Below are 16606 nucleotides of genomic sequence, written 5' to 3' on the forward strand. Positions count from 1 at the left end.
ACCTTTCGGCGGGACCGACTTTATCAGAGATTCTGAGTCGGAATTTCCGCCCCGTCCGGGTACTTGATCCCGGGCGCTGAATGCGGCGGGTTCCCCTGAAGCGGAGCCGTAAACGTACTGGAGCGGGGCGCCCCGATGCAAATCGAGGCGCCCCGCTCCTTACGCGCTACAGACGGTCGACTCAGACGTCGACGACGACCGGGAGGATCATCGGGCGTCGGCGGTACGTGTCCGAGACCCACTTGCCCAGCGTGCGGCGGATGAGTTGCTGCAGCTGGTGGGGCTCCACGACGCCGTCCTGGGCCGACTTCTCCAGGACGTCCTGGATCTTCGGGATGACGGCGTGGAACGCCGAGTCCTCGATGCCGGAGCCGCGGGCCTGGATGTTCGGGCCGCTGGTGATCTTGCCGGTGCTGGAGTCCACCACCACGAAGACCGAGATGATGCCCTCGTCGCCGAGGATCTTGCGGTCCTTGAGGGCCGGTTCGCCGATGTCGCCGACGGAGAGGCCGTCCACGTAGACGTAACCGGCCTGGACCTTGCCGGAGATCTTCGCCTTGCCGTTGACGAGGTCGACGACGACGCCGTCCTCGGCGATGACGATGCGGTCGTGCGGGACGCCGGTGAGGGCGCCGAGCTCGGCGTTGGCGCGCAGGTGGCGCCATTCGCCGTGGACCGGCATCAGGTTCTTCGGCTTGCAGATGTTGTAGAAGTACAGGAGCTCGCCGGCCGATGCGTGGCCGGAGACGTGCACCTTCGCGTTGCCCTTGTGGACGACGTTCGCGCCCCAGCGGGTCAGGCCGTTGATCACGCGGTAGACCGCGTTCTCGTTGCCGGGGATCAGCGACGACGCCAGGATCACCGTGTCGCCGGAGACGATGCGGATCTGGTGGTCGCGGTTGGCCATGCGGGAGAGGGCCGCCATCGGCTCGCCCTGGGAGCCCGTGCAGACCAGGACGACCTCGTTGTCGGGGAGGTCGTCGAGGGTCTTGACGTCCACGACGAGGCCGGCGGGAACCTTCAGGTAGCCGAGGTCGCGGGCGATGCCCATGTTGCGGACCATCGAGCGGCCGACGAAGGCGACCCGGCGGCCGTACTCGTGCGCGGCGTCCAGGATCTGCTGGATGCGGTGCACGTGGCTGGCGAAGGACGCGACGATGATGCGCTTCTGCGCGCTGGCGAAGACGCCGCGGATCACGTTCGAGATGTCGCGCTCGGGCGGGACGAAGCCCGGGACCTCGGCGTTCGTCGAGTCGGTGAGGAGGAGGTCGATGCCCTCCTCGCCGAGCTTGGCGAAGGTCGGGAGGTCGGTCAGGCGGCGGTCCAGCGGGAGCTGGTCCATCTTGAAGTCGCCCGTGTGCACCGCCATTCCGGCGGGCGTGCGGATGGCGACCGCCAGCGCGTCCGGGATGGAGTGGTTGACCGCGATGAACTCGCAGTCGAACGGGCCGAGCCGCTCGCGCTCGCCCTCGGAGACCTCGAGGGTGTACGGGCGGATGCGGTGCTCCTGGAGCTTCGCCTCGATGAGGGCGAGGGTCAGCTTGGAGCCGATCAGCGGGATGTCCGGCTTCTCGCGCAGGAGATAGGGGACGGCGCCGATGTGGTCTTCGTGACCATGCGTCAGGACGATGCCCTCGATGTCGTCGAGGCGGTCCCTGATGGACGTGAAGTCCGGCAGGATCAAGTCGATTCCGGGCTGCTCCTCCTCCGGGAAGAGCACTCCGCAGTCGACGATCAGCAGACGGCCTCCGTACTCGAAGACGGTCATGTTGCGCCCGATCTCGCCGAGGCCGCCGAGCGGGGTGACGCGCAGGCCGCCCTTCGGAAGCTTCGGCGGGGCGCCGAGTTCAGGATGCGGATGACTCAAAAGACTCTCCTCAACCACACGCGCCACGTACCTGTAGGCACGTGGCGCGCATGACGTTCGTGCAATAGCAGTTGTGGTGGTTCCCAGGGGCTTGCCCGGGGCGTTCTGTTCAGTTGGTGATTCAGTTGTGAGGCTTTGCGAAGTCTGTGATCAGAGCTGTACCCCGCCGGCGGCAAGATCGATCTTGAGCTGGGCCGTTTCGTCGGGAGTGAGCTCCACCAGCGGCAGGCGCAGCGGTCCCGCGGGCACGCCCTGGAGGCCGAGGGCCGCCTTCGTCGTGATGACGCCCTGGGTGCGGAACATGCCGGTGAAGACGGGGAGCAGCTTCTGGTGGATCTCCGTCGCCTTGTGCACGTCGCCGGTCGAGAAGGCGTCGAGCATGGCGCGCAGCTCGGGCGCGACGACGTGGCCGACGACGGAGACGAAGCCGCACGCGCCGACCGAGAGCAGCGGCAGGTTGAGCATGTCGTCGCCGGAGTACCAGGCGAGGCCCGAGCGGGCGATGGCCCAGCTGGCGCGGCCGAGGTCGCCCTTGGCGTCCTTGTTGGCGACGATGCGCGGGTGCTCGGCGAGGCGGACGATCGTGTCCGTGTTGATCGGTACGCCGCTGCGGCCCGGGATGTCGTAGAGCATCACGGGCAGCTCGGTCGCGTCGGCGATCGCCGTGAAGTGCCGGAACAGGCCCTCTTGCGGGGGCTTGTTGTAGTACGGCGTGACGGTGAGGAGGCCGTGGGCGCCGGCCTGCTGGGCCTGGCGGGCCAGTTCGATGCTGTGGTGCGTGTCGTTGGTGCCGACGCCGGCGACGACGTGGGCGCGGTCGCCGACCGCTTCGGCCACGGCTCGTACGAGATCCGATTTCTCCGCGTCGCTGGTGGTCGGGGACTCGCCGGTGGTGCCGTTGACGACCAGGCCGTCATTGCCTGCGTCCACCAGGTGGGCGGCGAGCCGCTGCGCGCCGTCGAGGTCGAGTGCGCCGTCCGCCGTGAAGGGCGTGACCATGGCGGTGAGGACCCTCCCGAAGGGGGTCTGCGGAGTCGAGGTCGGAGCCATGGGTAACACGCTACTCGCTGCTCAGTACCGGGTCCCCCCTCGGGGGATGTGGCAAGTCGGGACGAATCGCATCAAGCCCGACAAAGGTGGAGCCCGGCACTGCCTGCTCGGGGGTTCAAGCAGTGCCGGGTCCGTTTGATCAGGCTAGATGAACTTTCCGAAATGCCGCAATCCGGACACTTCGGTCGAGCGTCCGTACATCTGTGCCGATCGCTGGACTGACGCCTGGACTACGGCGCCACCCGGCCGTTGGCATTGAACGCCGCGTACGTGAGCGGCATGAGCTCGGCCCACGCCGCCTCCATCTTCTCGCCGACCATCTCGATCTCCCGCTGCGGGAAGGACGGCACCTTGGCCTGCTCGTGCTGCGTGCGCAGGCCGAGGAAGTGCATCAGCGAGCGCGCGTTGCACGTCGCGTACATCGACGAGAACAGGCCGACCGGGAGCACCGCGCGGGCCACCTCGCGGGCGACGCCCGCGGCCAGCATCTCCTGGTACGCCTCGTACGCCTGGCGGTACGAGTCCTCCATGACGCGGCCCGTCAGCTCCTGCTGCGCCTGCGTGCCCTCGACGAAGCGGTACTTGCCCGGGCGGCCCTCCTGGACCAGCTTCCGGTCGGCGTCCGGGACGTAGAACGTCGGCTGCAGCTCCCTGTAGCGACCCGACTCTTCGTTGTACGACCAGCCCACGCGGTGCCGCATGAACTCGCGGAAGACGAAGATCGGGGCGCTGATCAGGAACGTCATCGAGTTGTGCTCGAAGGGGCTGCCGTGCCGGTCCCGCATCAGGTAGTTGATCAGGCCCTTGGAGCGCTCGGGGTCCTTCGACAGCTCGTCGATCGACTGCTCGCCGACCGTGGAGACGCGGGCCGCGAACAGCACGTCCGAGTCGCTCGCGGTGTGCTTCACCAGCTCGACTGTGACGTCGCCGCGGAACGTCGGCTTGAGGTCTTCGGCTGGGGTTTCGGTCATGCTGGCGGGGTCCTTCCGATCACTGTCTCCAGGGCGGCGCCCACTCTACGGGCCGCCACTGACAACAGGGCATTCGCTCGCTCTCGCGACGTTCTGCGGCGAAGAGGAGCGAAGTTTGGTGAATTTGGTGAAACAGGGCACCCTTTGAAGCGATCGCTCGTCTGTGTAGATGAACACACTTTTTTGATCGAGCATCACGAGTCGCTTGAGGAGAAGCAGTCCCATGTTTCGTCGGCGCGAGCCCGTACCGTTCGCCTTCATAGCCGAAGCCGACAAGTTCCGTAGCAACGTCACACCGCCCGAGCGCGAGCGTCCCTCCGCCGGGCAGCGCGCCGGACGCGCGCTCGTCGGCCTCACCGTCGTGGCCGGCCTGGTAGGTGCCCTGCTGATCGGTATGCCGGCCCTTTCCATCGATCAGACCTCGTCGCACATCCAGCAGTCGGAGGCCTCACAAGGTCGCTGACACGGTCGCAGACCCGCCGTCCCCCTCCGGCCCCCCTGGGGTGGAAGGCCGGTGCGACCCCGGATAGCCTCACCGGGCACAGCCCCGATACCGCCTGGACCGAGTGAGGACCCGTCGTGCCCCTGCCCTTCCTGACGGCCGACCGTGCTTTCGGCGGATCCGGCGACGACGCCGCCGACGCCGACATCCCGCTGCCCTTCGACGACCGCGACCAGTGGCGCCGCCCCTACCGCCCCGGCCCGTACCGGGTGGGCGCGGCCGCGGTGCTGCTGCTCCTGGCGTCGTACGTGCTGTTCGCCTCGGTGATCATCGCCGTGGCCGGTGACACGTCCGCGGCGACGGTCACCGGTGTCCTCGCGGTGCTGATCATCGCGTCGGCGCTCAGGCTGCTGCGCATGGGCACCTGGGTGAGCGCGCGGGGGGTGCGGCACGTCGGTTTCCTGGTCACGCGCACGGCGCCGTGGGACCGGGTCGCCACCGCGCGCACGGTGCAGCAGCCCGTGCGCTGGCTCGGGCTGCCGCGCACCGTGCAGGGCCAGGCCCTGGTCCTCGTACAGCGGGATCAGCAGGGGGATCAGACGACGCTGCTCACCAGCCACGGCGCGGACTTCCTCGGTCGGGGCACGGCGTTCGACCGGGCCGCCGACACCGTCGAGGTGTGGGCCGAGGAGTACCGCGTGCGGCGCTGAGGCACGCGCGCGTACCCGCGTACGCGTACGTACGGAGACACACGAAGGGGCCGCACCGGCGCGATGCCGGGGCGGCCCCCTCGTCGTTCGTACGGGGATCAGGCTTGTCAGGCCTCCAGTGAGCGGCCCTCATGGAGGGCGATCGCGCGCTGCATCGCCTTACGCGCGCGTGGGGTGTCCCGTGCGTCCCGGTAGGCCACGGCGAGGCGGAACCAGCAGCGCCAGTCCCCCGGCTCGTCCTCCGTCTCGGCCTTGCGCCTGGCGAAGACCTCGTCGGCGGAGTCGCGGTCGATGCGGCCGTACTGGTCGCGGCGGAGCTCGTCGACGGGCAGGCCGCCCTCCGCCTCCAGGAGCTGCCCGAGGCGGTTGGCCTTGGTGACGAACCTGGTGTTCGCCCACAGGAACCACACGCCGATCAGCGGCAGGATCAGCACCGCGACACCGAAGGTGATCGTCAGCGCCGTGCCCTGCCGAAGCAGCATGACGCCGCGGTCGCCGGCCAGGACGAAGTAGAAGACCAGGACGACGGCCGTGACGGCGTACGTGATTTTCGCGCGCATCGCAGCAGGTCAGCCGTTCAGGTCGAGGAAGTGTTCCAGGCCGAAGGTGAGGCCGGGGTTCGTGGTGACCTTGCGGGCGCCGAGCAGGATGCCGGGCATGAAGCTGCTGTGGTGCAGCGAGTCGTGCCGGATCGTCAGCGTCTCGCCCTCGGCGCCCAGGAGGACCTCCTGGTGCGCCAGGAGGCCGCGCAGGCGGACCGAGTGGACCGGGACGCCGTCGACGTCCGCGCCGCGCGCTCCGTCGAGCGCCTTCGTCGTCGCGTCGGGCATGGCGGCGCTGCCCGACTTCTCCCGGGCCGCGGCGATCAGCTGCGCGGTGCGTCCTGCCGTGCCCGAGGGGGCGTCGACCTTCTTCGGGTGGTGCAGCTCGATGACCTCGACGGACTCGAAGTACGGCGCCGCCGCCTCCGCGAACTTCATGGTCAGGACCGCGCCGATGGAGAAGTTCGGGGCAATCAGGACGCCGGTCTCCGGGGAGTCCGCGAGCCAGCCGTTCAGCCGCGCGAGGCGCTCCTCCGTCCAGCCCGTCGTGCCGACGACGGCGTGGATTCCGTGGCCCACACAGAATTCGAGGTTGTCCATCACCGAGTCGGGCGTGGTCAGTTCGACCGCGACCTGGGCGCCGGACTCGACGAGGGCGTCCAGCTTGTCGCCGCGGCCGAGGGCGGCGACAAGCTCCATGTCCTCGGCCGCCTCGACGGCCCGTACGGCCTCGGAACCGATGCGGCCCTTGGCTCCGAGAACCGCCACGCGCAGCTTGCTCATGATCTCCGTAGTCCTTAGGTGAGGGGCGCTTACGCGACCGCGTCTTGCAGGCGCGCGGCCTGCTTGTCCTTGAGCGGGCCGATGACCGACAGGGACGGCCGCTGTCCCAGGATGTCGCGTGCGACCGCGCGCACCTCGTCCGGGGTCACCGACGAGATGCGCTCCAGCATGGCGTCGACCGACATCTGCTCGCCCCAGCACAGCTCGCTCTTGCCGATGCGGTGCATGAGCGCGCCGGTGTCCTCCAGGCCGAGGACCGTGGAGCCCTTCAGCTGGCCGACCGCGCGGGCGATCTCGTCGTCGCTGATGCCGTGCTCGGCGACGTGGTCGAGCTCGTCGCGGCAGATCTTCAGGACGTCGTGCACCTGGCTGGGCCGGCAGCCCGCGTAGAGGCCGAACAGGCCGCAGTCGGCGAAGCCCGCCGTGTACGAGTACACGCTGTACGCCAGGCCGCGCTTCTCGCGCACCTCCTGGAAGAGGCGGGACGACATGCCGCCGCCGAGCGCCGTGTTGAGCACGCCCATGGCCCAGCGCCGGTCGTCGTTGCGGGACAGGCCCGGCGTTCCGAGGATCACGTGGGCCTGCTCGGTCTTGCGGCCGAGGAGTTCCATCCGCCCGGCGGCGCGCAGCGTCTTGCGGCCGCCGCGCGGGCCGAGGGGCGCCGCGCCCACGTCGTCGAAGCCCGCCTTGTCGAAGGCGGCGCGGACCTGGCGTACGACCTTGTTGTGGTCGACGTTTCCGGCCGCCGCGACGACCAGGTGCGTCGGGTCGTAGTGCTTCTTGTAGAAGCGCGTGATCTGGCCGCGGCTGAGCGCGTTGACCGTGTCGACCGTGCCGAGGACGGGGCGGCCGAGCGGGGTGTCGCCGAGCATGGTCTGCGCGAACAGGTCGTGCACGCAGTCGCCCGCGTCGTCCTCGGTCATCGCGATCTCTTCGAGGATCACGCCGCGCTCGGCGTCGATCTCCTCCTGCTCGATGAGCGAGCCCGTCAGCATGTCGCAGACGACGTCGATGGCGAGCGGCAGGTCGTTGTCGAGCACGCGCGCGTAGTAGCACGTGAACTCCTTCGCCGTGAAGGCGTTCATCTCGCCGCCGACCGCGTCGATCTCGGCCGAGATGTCGAGGGCACTCCTGCGGGAGGTGCCCTTGAAGAGCAGGTGCTCCAGGTAGTGCGTCGCGCCGTTCAGCGTCGGTGTCTCGTCGCGCGAGCCGACGTGCGCCCAGATGCCGAAGGTGGCCGAGCGGACCGAGGGCAGGGTCTCGGTGACGATGCGCAGGCCGTTCGGCAGCGTCGTCTTGCGGACCGTGCCCGCGCCGTTCGCGCCCTTGATGAGGGTTTGAGTACGGGCGACGGCCCGCCCCTCCGAAGAGGTGCGGGCCGTCGTCCTGGTGCTACGGGACGTCACTTGTCGGCGTCGTCCTTCTTGTCGGCAGCGTCGTCGGCGCCGTCCTCGCCCTCGATCACGGGGATGAGGGAGAGCTTGCCGCGGGAGTCGATCTCGGCGATCTCGACCTGGACCTTCTGGCCCACACCGAGGACGTCCTCGACGTTCTCCACGCGCTTGCCACCGGCGAGCTTGCGGATCTGCGAGATGTGCAGCAGGCCGTCCTTGCCCGGGAGCAGGGACACGAACGCGCCGAAGGTCGTCGTCTTCACGACGGTGCCCAGGTAGCGCTCGCCGACCTCCGGCATGGTCGGGTTGGCGATGCCGTTGATCGTGGCGCGGGCGGCCTCGGCGGCCGGGCCGTCGGAGGCACCGATGTAGATGGTGCCGTCGTCCTCGATCGTGATGTCGGCGCCGGTGTCCTCCTGGATCTGGTTGATCATCTTGCCCTTCGGGCCGATGACCTCACCGATCTTGTCGACCGGGATCTTGACCGTGATGATCCGCGGCGCGTTCGGGGACATCTCGTCCGGGACGTCGATCGCTTCCATCATCACGTCGAGGATGTGGAGGCGGGCGTCCTTGGCCTGCTTGAGGGCGGCGGCCAGGACGGAGGCCGGGATGCCGTCGAGCTTCGTGTCCAGCTGGAGGGCCGTCACGAAGTCCTTCGTACCGGCGACCTTGAAGTCCATGTCACCGAAGGCGTCCTCGGCACCGAGGATGTCGGTGAGGGCGACGTAGTGCGTCTCGCCCTTGATCTCCTGGGAGATCAGGCCCATGGCGATACCGGCGACGGGGGCCTTCAGCGGCACACCGGCGTTCAGGAGCGACATCGTGGAGGCGCAGACCGAGCCCATCGACGTCGAGCCGTTGGAGCCCAGCGCCTCGGAGACCTGGCGGATCGCGTAGGGGAACTCCTCGCGCGTCGGCAGGACCGGCACGATGGCGCGCTCGGCGAGCGCGCCGTGGCCGATCTCGCGGCGCTTCGGGGAGCCGACGCGGCCCGTCTCACCGACGGAGTACGGCGGGAAGTTGTAGTTGTGCATGTAGCGCTTGCGGGTCACCGGGGAGAGGGTGTCCAGCTGCTGCTCCATGCGCAGCATGTTCAGCGTGGTGACGCCCAGGATCTGGGTCTCGCCGCGCTCGAACAGGGCGGAGCCGTGCACGCGCGGGATGGCCTCGACCTCGGCGGCGAGCGTACGGATGTCCGTGACGCCGCGGCCGTCGATGCGCTTCTTCTCCTTGATGACGCGCTCACGGACCAGGGACTTGGTCAGCGAGCGGTACGCGGCGGAGATCTCCTTCTCGCGGCCCTCGAACTCCGGGAGGAGCTTCTCGGCGGCCAGACCCTTGACGCGGTCCAGCTCGGCCTCGCGCTCCTGCTTGCCCGCGATGGTGAGGGCGGCGGAGAGCTCGGTCTTGACCGCGGCGGTCAGGGCCTCGAGCACGTCGTCCTGGTAGTCCAGGAAGATCGGGAACTCGGCGGTCGGCTTGGCGGCCTTCGCGGCGAGGTCCGACTGGGCCTTGCAGAGGACCTTGATGAAGGGCTTCGCGGCGTCGAGACCGGCGGCGACGACCTCCTCGGTCGGCGACTCGGCGCCGCCCTTGACCAGCTGGATGGTCTTCTCGGTGGCCTCGGCCTCGACCATCATGATCGCGACGTCGCCGTCCTCCAGGACGCGACCGGCGACCACCATGTCGAAGACGGCGTCCTCGAGCTCGGTGTGCGTCGGGAACGCGACCCACTGGCCGTTGATCAGCGCGACGCGGACGCCGCCGACCGGGCCGGAGAAGGGCAGGCCGGCCAGCTGCGTGGACGCGGACGCGGCGTTGATCGCCACGACGTCGTACAGGTGGTCGGGGTTGAGCGCCATGACCGTGGCGACGACCTGGATCTCGTTGCGCAGGCCCTTCTTGAAGGACGGGCGCAGCGGGCGGTCGATGAGGCGGCAGGTGAGGATCGCGTCCTCGGAGGGGCGGCCCTCGCGGCGGAAGAAGGAGCCGGGGATCTTGCCGGCGGCGTACTGGCGCTCCTCGACGTCCACCGTGAGGGGGAAGAAGTCGAGGTTGTCCTTGGGGTTCTTCGAGGCCGAGGTGGCCGACAGGACCATGGTGTCGTCGTCGAGGTAGGCGACGGCCGAACCGGCGGCCTGGCGGGCGAGGCGGCCCGTCTCGAAGCGGATGGTCCGGGTGCCGAAGGAGCCGTTGTCGATGACGGCCTCGGCGTAGTGGGTCTCGTTCTCCACTAGCGTTTTCTCCGTTTACTTTCGTCGATATGCGTCTTTTGTCCCGCTCTGCCCGTGTGGCAGGGGGACGGAACGGAGAAGCGTGCCTTGGTTGCGGGCCGGTCTTCGATCGAAGCTCCCGGGGATCCTCTTGCGTCTCCGGGGGCCACTACCGAGGACCGGCGGCGGCGAGGTGGCGCTTCTCCTCGTATGCGTAGTCGTACGTCACCAGACTACAAAGCGTCGGTGACAGTGCGCACGTACGGCAAAGGGAGCGGCCCCCACAATCGGGAACCGCCCCCTCTCACAGCGTCTTATCGGGCGCCGGCCGCACCGCGGCGGATGCCGAGGCGCTCGACCAGCGTACGGAAGCGCTGGATGTCCTTCTTGGCCAGGTACTGCAGCAGGCGGCGGCGCTGGCCGACCAGGATGAGCAGGCCACGACGCGAGTGGTGGTCGTGCTTGTGCGTCTTGAGGTGCTCGGTCAGGTCCGAGATGCGGCGGGAGAGCATGGCGACCTGGACCTCGGGGGAGCCGGTGTCGCCCTCCTTGGTGCCGAACTCGGTCATGATCTGCTTCTTCGTAGCGGTGTCGAGAGCCACGCTTACTCCTCGTAGAGTCTTCAGATGCCGCCGAGTGCCCCTGGTCTACATCTCAGGGGAGCTTCCGTAACTCGGGAGGCGGGGGCTCGCTGGGCGCTGCTCCCAGCTGCTGCCGGGGGCGCGTACACAAACGGCCGTGGACCAGAGTAGCAGCCGCCCGGCTGCCTCCCCGACCACGGCCGCTCGGCCGCTCCCGGTCGCCGTCAGCCGACCATGCTGCGCACCTGCGTGTAGAGGTCGAGCACCGCGAGGCACAGCGGTACGAGGGTCAGCAGCACGAAGCCGTCGAACAGGTCGAGCATCCGGCCCCAGAACGGGGAGACGCCCTTGCGGGGCACGGACAGGCCGACGATCACCAGCAGGGCCGCGCCGCCACCGATCGCGGCGGCGAACCAGAGGATGTGGATGTTGAGCGGCGCGCTGTCGCCCTGCACGAAGCTCTGCAGGAGGGAGTGCGGGGTGTTCAGGGTGACGCCGAGGATGAGCAGCCCGAGGATCAGCAGACCGCCCACGACCAGGGCCGCGACCTGCGCCGTGTAGTCGAACAGGCGGGCGCGCAGCATGACGGCGATGCCGGCGGCCAGCGCGAGCAGCTGCGCCCAGACGTTGTCGGAGAAGCCGAGGACGACACCGGCGGAGGCGACGGCGAGGGCGGCGCAGCCGATGACGAGGCCGAGGAGGAGTTCGTGACCGCGGCGGACCTGGGCGCCGATGCGGTCGAAGTCGATGTGCTCCTCTTCGTCACGGCCGTAGTCGCGGCCCTGCGCGATCTGGTCGGGCGAGCGGTAGCCGATGGGCAGCCGCGCGGAGCGGGCGGACATGCCGGGCAGCCAGGCCATCGCGATGATCGCGACGACGGCGGTGACGGCGGCGACCTCGCTCGGCGAGGCCTCCGTGATCAGCGCGCCGAACGTGGCGAGGGCGCCGACGGCGGAGCACAGGGCGGCCGCGACGAACACGGCGTCGCCGTGCGGCAGCAGCACCACGAGGAGCGCGGAGGCGAACAGCACCACGACGCAGCCGGACAGCAGCTGGAGCCGGCCGGGCCCCTCGGTGGCGCCTGTCCCGAAGATCCCGGAGCCCGCGATGAGCAGGTGCGGCAGGGCGGCGAGGCCCAGCGAGGTGGACGCCGCGCGGTCGTCGTAGACCCGCGCGCGCGTTACGGAGAGGGCCACGAGGAGGACGCCGACGACACCGGCGATGATGCCGGGCAGGCTGTGCATGTCACGGTCGAGCGGGTTCGCGAACCACAGCGCGAACGCCATCAACGTAAGCAGCAGGACGCCGGCGCCGAGGCCGACGACGCTCATGAGGCCGTCGCTCCAGCGGCGCCGGTCGCGGCGGACCGCGGAGGCGACCGCGTCGGACACGTCGTCGAACACGGCGGAGGGCAGCGACTCGGAGAACGGGCGAAGCAGCAACACGTCGCCGTCGAGGACTCGTTGGTCGGCGAGCGAGCGACCGGCGTCCAGGACGGTGCCGTCCCGGCGGACGAGGTGGTACCCGGTGGGGTCGCCCTCGGCCTGGCTCTGCCCGGAGAGCTGGAGGATCTCCGGGTAGATGTCGGCGAGCGCGGCGTCCTCGGGCAGGGCCACATCGATCCGTGCGTCCGGTGCGGCAACGGTGACCCGGCAGAAGCCGGTCCCGCCACCGGCAAGAGCTGTGGTGCTCACCTCGCGGTTCCCCCTAATGTCATGACTTGGCGTGGTACTTGATGTGGTATCGGTGCGGCGGCGCGGCGTCCAGCGGCATCACGCGCGAGGCGACAGCGTAGCGTCCACCAGCCACGTGCACCCCGCTGGCCCTGCCTCTTGAGGCGAGTGTCCACAATCCCTCCTCACCCCATGGGCCCCGCGAGTTGGCATGAGTCAGTAGGATCGCCGGGCACGCCGGAGAGCTCTGCCTTCGGCCTGGGGGAACCGCCAGTAACGGGGGCGGTCCGACATGTCCCGATGTGCACGACACCTACGTGCACGCTGAACTGCCGACTGAAGATTTAAGGACTGGTGCCTCGGTGAGCGTGGTCATCGTCAAGCGACCGCCTCGGGTGTTGCCACCCGACGTACCGACGGACGAGGTGCGTCTCGAACCGCCGCCCGAGCTGGCCCGCCCCGAAGACCAGAACCTGATGATGAGCCTGCTGCCCATGCTGGGCATGGGCACGTCCTCGGCGTTCTTCTTCACCTCGGGGCAGTCGATCATGAAGATCATGGGTGGCGTCATGATCGTCTCCACCCTCGCCATGGCGGTGGCCCAACTGATCAAGGCCCGCCAGGGCGGCGGCGCCGAGATGGCCCAGGAGCGCCAGGACTACCTCAAGTACCTGACCCAGATCCGGCGTGACGTGCGCAAGACCGCGCACATGCAGCGCGACGGGCAGTACTTCCTGCACCCCAACCCCGAGCAGCTGTGGGCGCTGGTCGCCGAGGGCCGCCGGGTGTGGGAACGGCGCTCCAGCGACTCGGACTTCACGCAGGTACGGCTCGGGCTCGGGCCGCAGCAGCTGGCAACTCCCCTGATGGCGCCGGAGACCGCGCCGCTCGACGAGCTGGAACCGCTCACCGCGCACGCGATGAAGTCGTTCCTGGAGACCCACGGCACGCTCGACTCGCTGCCGCTGGCCGTCTCGCTGCGCTCCTTCTACCACGTGAGCGTCTCCGGCGATCCGGACACCACGTACGGCGCCGCGCGCGCCATGATCGCCCAGCTGTGCACGCTGCACTCCCCCGAGGACCTGCGGGTCGCCGTGGTGGCCTCGCCCGGTGCGATGGCCGAGTGGGAGTGGACCAAGTGGCTGCCGCACGTGCAGCACAGCACCTCCGACGGCGCGGGCTCGCGGCGCGTGATCGTGAGCGACCTCGGTGAGGTCGAGGAGATGCTCGCCGACGAGCTGGAGGGCCGCGGCCGGTTCAACCCGCAGGGCACCCCGGTCGTCGACCAGCCGCACCTCGTCGTCGTCATGGACGGCGGCGACATCCCCGACGAGTCGCTCATCGCGGGCGCCGAGGGCCTTCAGGGCGTCACCATCATCGAGGTCGTCCCCGGCGTCGTAGAAGAGCTGCGTGGCTCGCTTTCCGTGCAGGTGCAGCCGGGTGAGCTGCTTCTGGAGTCGCAGGGCGGCACCCAGTACACCGGCGTCTGCGACACCCTCTCGCTCACCGAGGCCGAGGCGCTCGCGCGGCAGCTCGCGCCGCTGCGCGCCGGCAGCGCGGACGGCGACGAACCGCTCCTCGCCAACCTGGACTTCACCGAGCTGATGGGCATCGGCGACGCCGGTTCCGTCGATGTCGCGCGCACCTGGCGGCCGCGCACGCTGCACGAGCGGCTGCGCGTGCCGCTGGGCGTGGACCGCGACGGCCAGCCCGTCATGCTCGACATCAAGGAGGCCTCCCAGGAGGGCATGGGCCCGCACGGCCTGTGCGTCGGCGCCACCGGTTCCGGTAAGTCCGAGGTGCTGCGCACGCTCGTGCTCGCGCTCACGGTGACGCACTCCTCGGAGACGCTGAACTTCATCCTCGCCGACTTCAAGGGCGGCGCGACCTTCGCGGGCATGTCCGAACTCCCGCACGTCGCCGCCGTGATCACCAACCTGGCCGACGACCTCACCCTGATCGACCGCATGCGCGACTCGATCACCGGTGAGCTGCAGCGCCGCCAGGAGCTGCTCCGCTCGGCGGGCAACTACGCGAACATCACCGACTACGAGAAGGCGAGGGCGGCCGGAGCACCGCTGGACCCGCTGCCTTCTCTTGTGATGGTCCTCGATGAGTTCTCCGAACTCCTCACCGCGCGCCCCGACTTCATCGAGATGTTCATCCAGATCGGCCGCATCGGCCGTTCCATGGGCGTGCACATGCTGCTCGCCTCGCAGCGCCTTGAGGAGGGCAAGCTGCGCGGTCTGGACACGTTCCTCTCGTACCGCATCGGTCTGCGTACGTTCTCCGCCGCCGAGTCGCGCACCGCGATCGGCGTCCCGGACGCGTACCACCTGCCGAACGTCCCCGGCTCGGGCATCCTCAAGTACGACACCGAGACGATGATCCAGTTCAAGGCGGCGTACGTCGGTGGCGTCTACCGCGCCGGTGGCGGCGGTGGCGGCGGCTCGCGCACCCACCGGCAGCCGGTGCTGTTCACGGCGGCGCCCGTCGCCGAGCAGATCATCCACGAGCCGGAGCCCGAGGTCGTGCCCGACCAGGTCGACGACGCGCTCGCGGACACCGTCCTCGACGTGATCGTCGCCCGCATCGTCGGCCAGGGCCCGCCCGCCCACCAGGTGTGGCTGCCGCCGCTTGAGGAGTCCCCCTCGGTGGACTCGCTGCTGCCGCCGCTGTCGACGACCCCGGAGCGCGGTCTGCACGCCCCGGACTACCCGGCGCTCGGCAAGCTGGTCGTGCCGATGGCGCTCGTGGACAAGCCGTTCGAGCAGCGCCGCGACATCCAGTACCTGGACTACTCCGGCTCGGCCGGTCACGGCCTCGTGGTCGGTGGTCCGCAGTCCGGCAAGTCGACCCTCATCCGGTCGATCATGACCTCGTTCGCGCTCACCCACACCCCGTCCGAAGTGCAGTTCTACTGCCTGGACTTCGGTGGCGGCGGCATGCTCGCGATGGAGAACCTGCCGCACGTCGGCGGCGCCGCCTCGCGCCTCGACGCCGAGAAGGTGCGCCGTACGGTCGCCGAGGTCCGCGGCATCCTCAACGAGCGCGAGGAGTTCTTCCGCGCCAACAACATCGACTCCATCGGTACGTACCGCTCGCGGCGCGCCGCCGGGCAGTACCCGGACCAGCGGTGGGGCGACGTCTTCCTCGTCATCGACGGCTGGGCCGCCTTCAAGACCGACTACGAGCAGCTCGACCCGGTCATCCTCGACCTGGCCTCGCGCGGCCTCGGCTTCGGTGTCCACCTGATCATCGGCTCCGGCCGCTACACCGAGGTCCGGCCCGCACTGCGCGACCAGCTCCTCAACCGGGTGGAGCTCAAGCTCGGTGACCCGATGGAGTCGGAGTTCGACCGCAAGAAGATGGAGGCCGTGCCGCTCGGCATGCCCGGTCGCGGTCTGACCCCCGACAAGCTCAGCTCCCTGTCCGCACTCCCCCGCATCGACGCCTCGTCCGACGTGGAGAGCCTCGGCCAGGCCATCGAGCACATGGTGTCGACGATCTCCGAGCACTGGCAGGGCCCGCCGGCCCCGCCGGTGCGGATGCTGCCCACCAAGCTGCACATCAGCGAGATCCCCAAGGGCGGCGACTTCCCCGAGCGGGGCGTCGCGATCGGTGTCGACGAGACCTCGCTCGCGCCGTCGTTCATCGACTTCGAGAACGACCCGCTGATGGTCGTCTACGGAGAGTCCGAGTCCGGCAAGTCCGCGTTCCTGCGCATGCTCGCGAAGCAGATCTCCGAGCGGTACGCGACCGACAAGGCGCTCATCGTCGCGGGCGACTACCGGCGCGCGCACCTGAGCGAGCTGCCCGAATCGCACCTCTACAAGTACTGCGCCTCGGGACCGCAGCTCCAGGAGGTCATCACGGGCCTCGCGGGTTCCATGGGCCGCCGTATGCCGGGTCCGGACGTCACGCCTGAGCAGCTGCGCAACCGGTCCTGGTACGACCTGCCGGACGCGTTCGTCATCGTCGACGACTACGACCTGGTGGCCACCAGCTCCGGCAACCCGCTCAACCCGCTGCTCGAATACCTGCCGTTCGCGCGCGACCTGGGCCTGCGCATCATCGTGGCGCGCTCGTCCTCGGGTGCGGCGCGGTCCTCCTTCGAGCCGGTCATGCAGCGCATGAAGGAGCTCGGCGCGACGGGCCTCGTCCTCTCCGGCGACCCGGCCGAGGGCCAGATCTTCGGCCCGCTCAAGCCGCAGCGGCTCCCGCAGGGCCGCGGCATGCTGGTCACCCGCAAGGGCGGGGCACAGCTGGTGCAGACGGCGTGGCTGCCGATGCGGAGCGGCTGACGGCCGGGTAGCGCTTGCGTAGATCTTGCGTAGCGCTTGCGTAGCGCTTGCGTGCTGTACGGCGCCGGGGATC

General features: G+C 69.4%; 12 protein-coding genes. 3 read left to right on the forward strand and 9 right to left on the reverse strand.

Going from position 1 to position 16606, the window contains the following annotated elements; all coding sequences use genetic code 11:
* Positions 1-181 precede the first annotated feature (181 nt).
* From RBJ65_RS23650 to thyX, 3 genes are all read right to left on the reverse strand, one after another.
* Positions 182-1867 (reverse strand): ribonuclease J, encoded by a 1686-nt coding sequence (locus RBJ65_RS23650; RefSeq protein WP_306323296.1) that lies wholly within the window; start codon positions 1865-1867, stop codon positions 182-184.
* Positions 1868-2017: 150 nt separating this feature from the next.
* A complete protein-coding gene (gene dapA, locus RBJ65_RS23655; RefSeq protein WP_306323297.1) occupies positions 2018-2917 on the reverse strand; it encodes a 4-hydroxy-tetrahydrodipicolinate synthase in 900 nt (299 codons plus the stop codon).
* Between the two features lie 230 nt (positions 2918-3147).
* On the reverse strand, positions 3148-3888 hold the full coding sequence (gene thyX, locus RBJ65_RS23660; RefSeq protein ID WP_306323298.1) for an FAD-dependent thymidylate synthase: 741 nt from the start codon (positions 3886-3888) through the stop codon (positions 3148-3150).
* 223 nt (positions 3889-4111) lie between these two features.
* On the opposite strand from thyX, the gene RBJ65_RS23665 reads away from it, so the two are divergent.
* Together RBJ65_RS23665 and RBJ65_RS23670 are read left to right on the forward strand one after the other, a co-directional pair.
* Complete coding sequence (locus RBJ65_RS23665) at positions 4112-4351, forward strand: hypothetical protein (RefSeq protein ID WP_306323299.1); 240 nt, start codon at positions 4112-4114, stop codon at positions 4349-4351.
* Between the two features lie 116 nt (positions 4352-4467).
* Positions 4468-5040 carry a hypothetical protein gene (locus tag RBJ65_RS23670; protein WP_306323300.1) on the forward strand — a complete coding sequence of 191 codons (573 nt, stop codon included), beginning with the start codon at positions 4468-4470 and terminating at the stop codon, positions 5038-5040.
* A gap of 107 nt (positions 5041-5147) precedes the next feature.
* Here the strand turns inward: RBJ65_RS23670 and RBJ65_RS23675 are convergent, their stop codons facing one another.
* The 6 genes from RBJ65_RS23675 to eccD all read right to left on the reverse strand — a co-directional run bounded on the left by RBJ65_RS23675 (position 5148) and on the right by eccD (position 12250).
* Entirely contained in the window at positions 5148-5600 is a 453-nt protein-coding gene (locus RBJ65_RS23675) for a hypothetical protein (protein ID WP_306323301.1), read from the reverse strand.
* 9 nt (positions 5601-5609) lie between these two features.
* Positions 5610-6365 (reverse strand): 4-hydroxy-tetrahydrodipicolinate reductase, encoded by a 756-nt coding sequence (gene dapB, locus RBJ65_RS23680; RefSeq protein ID WP_306323302.1) that lies wholly within the window; start codon positions 6363-6365, stop codon positions 5610-5612.
* Between the two features lie 29 nt (positions 6366-6394).
* The gene (locus RBJ65_RS23685; protein WP_306323303.1) at positions 6395-7771 is read right to left on the reverse strand and encodes a pitrilysin family protein; all 1377 of its coding nucleotides are present in this window, start codon (positions 7769-7771) and stop codon (positions 6395-6397) included.
* Positions 7768-9996, reverse strand: a complete 2229-nt coding sequence (locus RBJ65_RS23690; protein ID WP_306323304.1) for a polyribonucleotide nucleotidyltransferase — start codon at positions 9994-9996, stop codon at positions 7768-7770. Before RBJ65_RS23690 ends, RBJ65_RS23685 begins: the two co-directional genes overlap by 4 nt.
* 293 nt (positions 9997-10289) lie before the next feature.
* Entirely contained in the window at positions 10290-10577 is a 288-nt protein-coding gene (gene rpsO / locus RBJ65_RS23695) for a 30S ribosomal protein S15 (RefSeq protein ID WP_306323305.1), read from the reverse strand.
* Positions 10578-10780: 203 nt separating this feature from the next.
* Positions 10781-12250, reverse strand: coding sequence for a type VII secretion integral membrane protein EccD (gene eccD, locus RBJ65_RS23700; protein ID WP_306323306.1), 1470 nt, complete (start codon positions 12248-12250; stop codon positions 10781-10783).
* A 341-nt stretch (positions 12251-12591) separates the two neighbouring features.
* Here eccD and eccCa point away from each other — a divergent pair, with 341 nt between their 5' ends.
* Entirely contained in the window at positions 12592-16533 is a 3942-nt protein-coding gene (gene eccCa, locus RBJ65_RS23705; RefSeq protein WP_306323307.1) for a type VII secretion protein EccCa, read from the forward strand.
* Positions 16534-16606 lie beyond the last annotated feature (73 nt).

The organism is Streptomyces sp. KL109B, assembly GCF_030766935.1.
GTDB lineage: Bacteria > Actinomycetota > Actinomycetes > Streptomycetales > Streptomycetaceae > Streptomyces.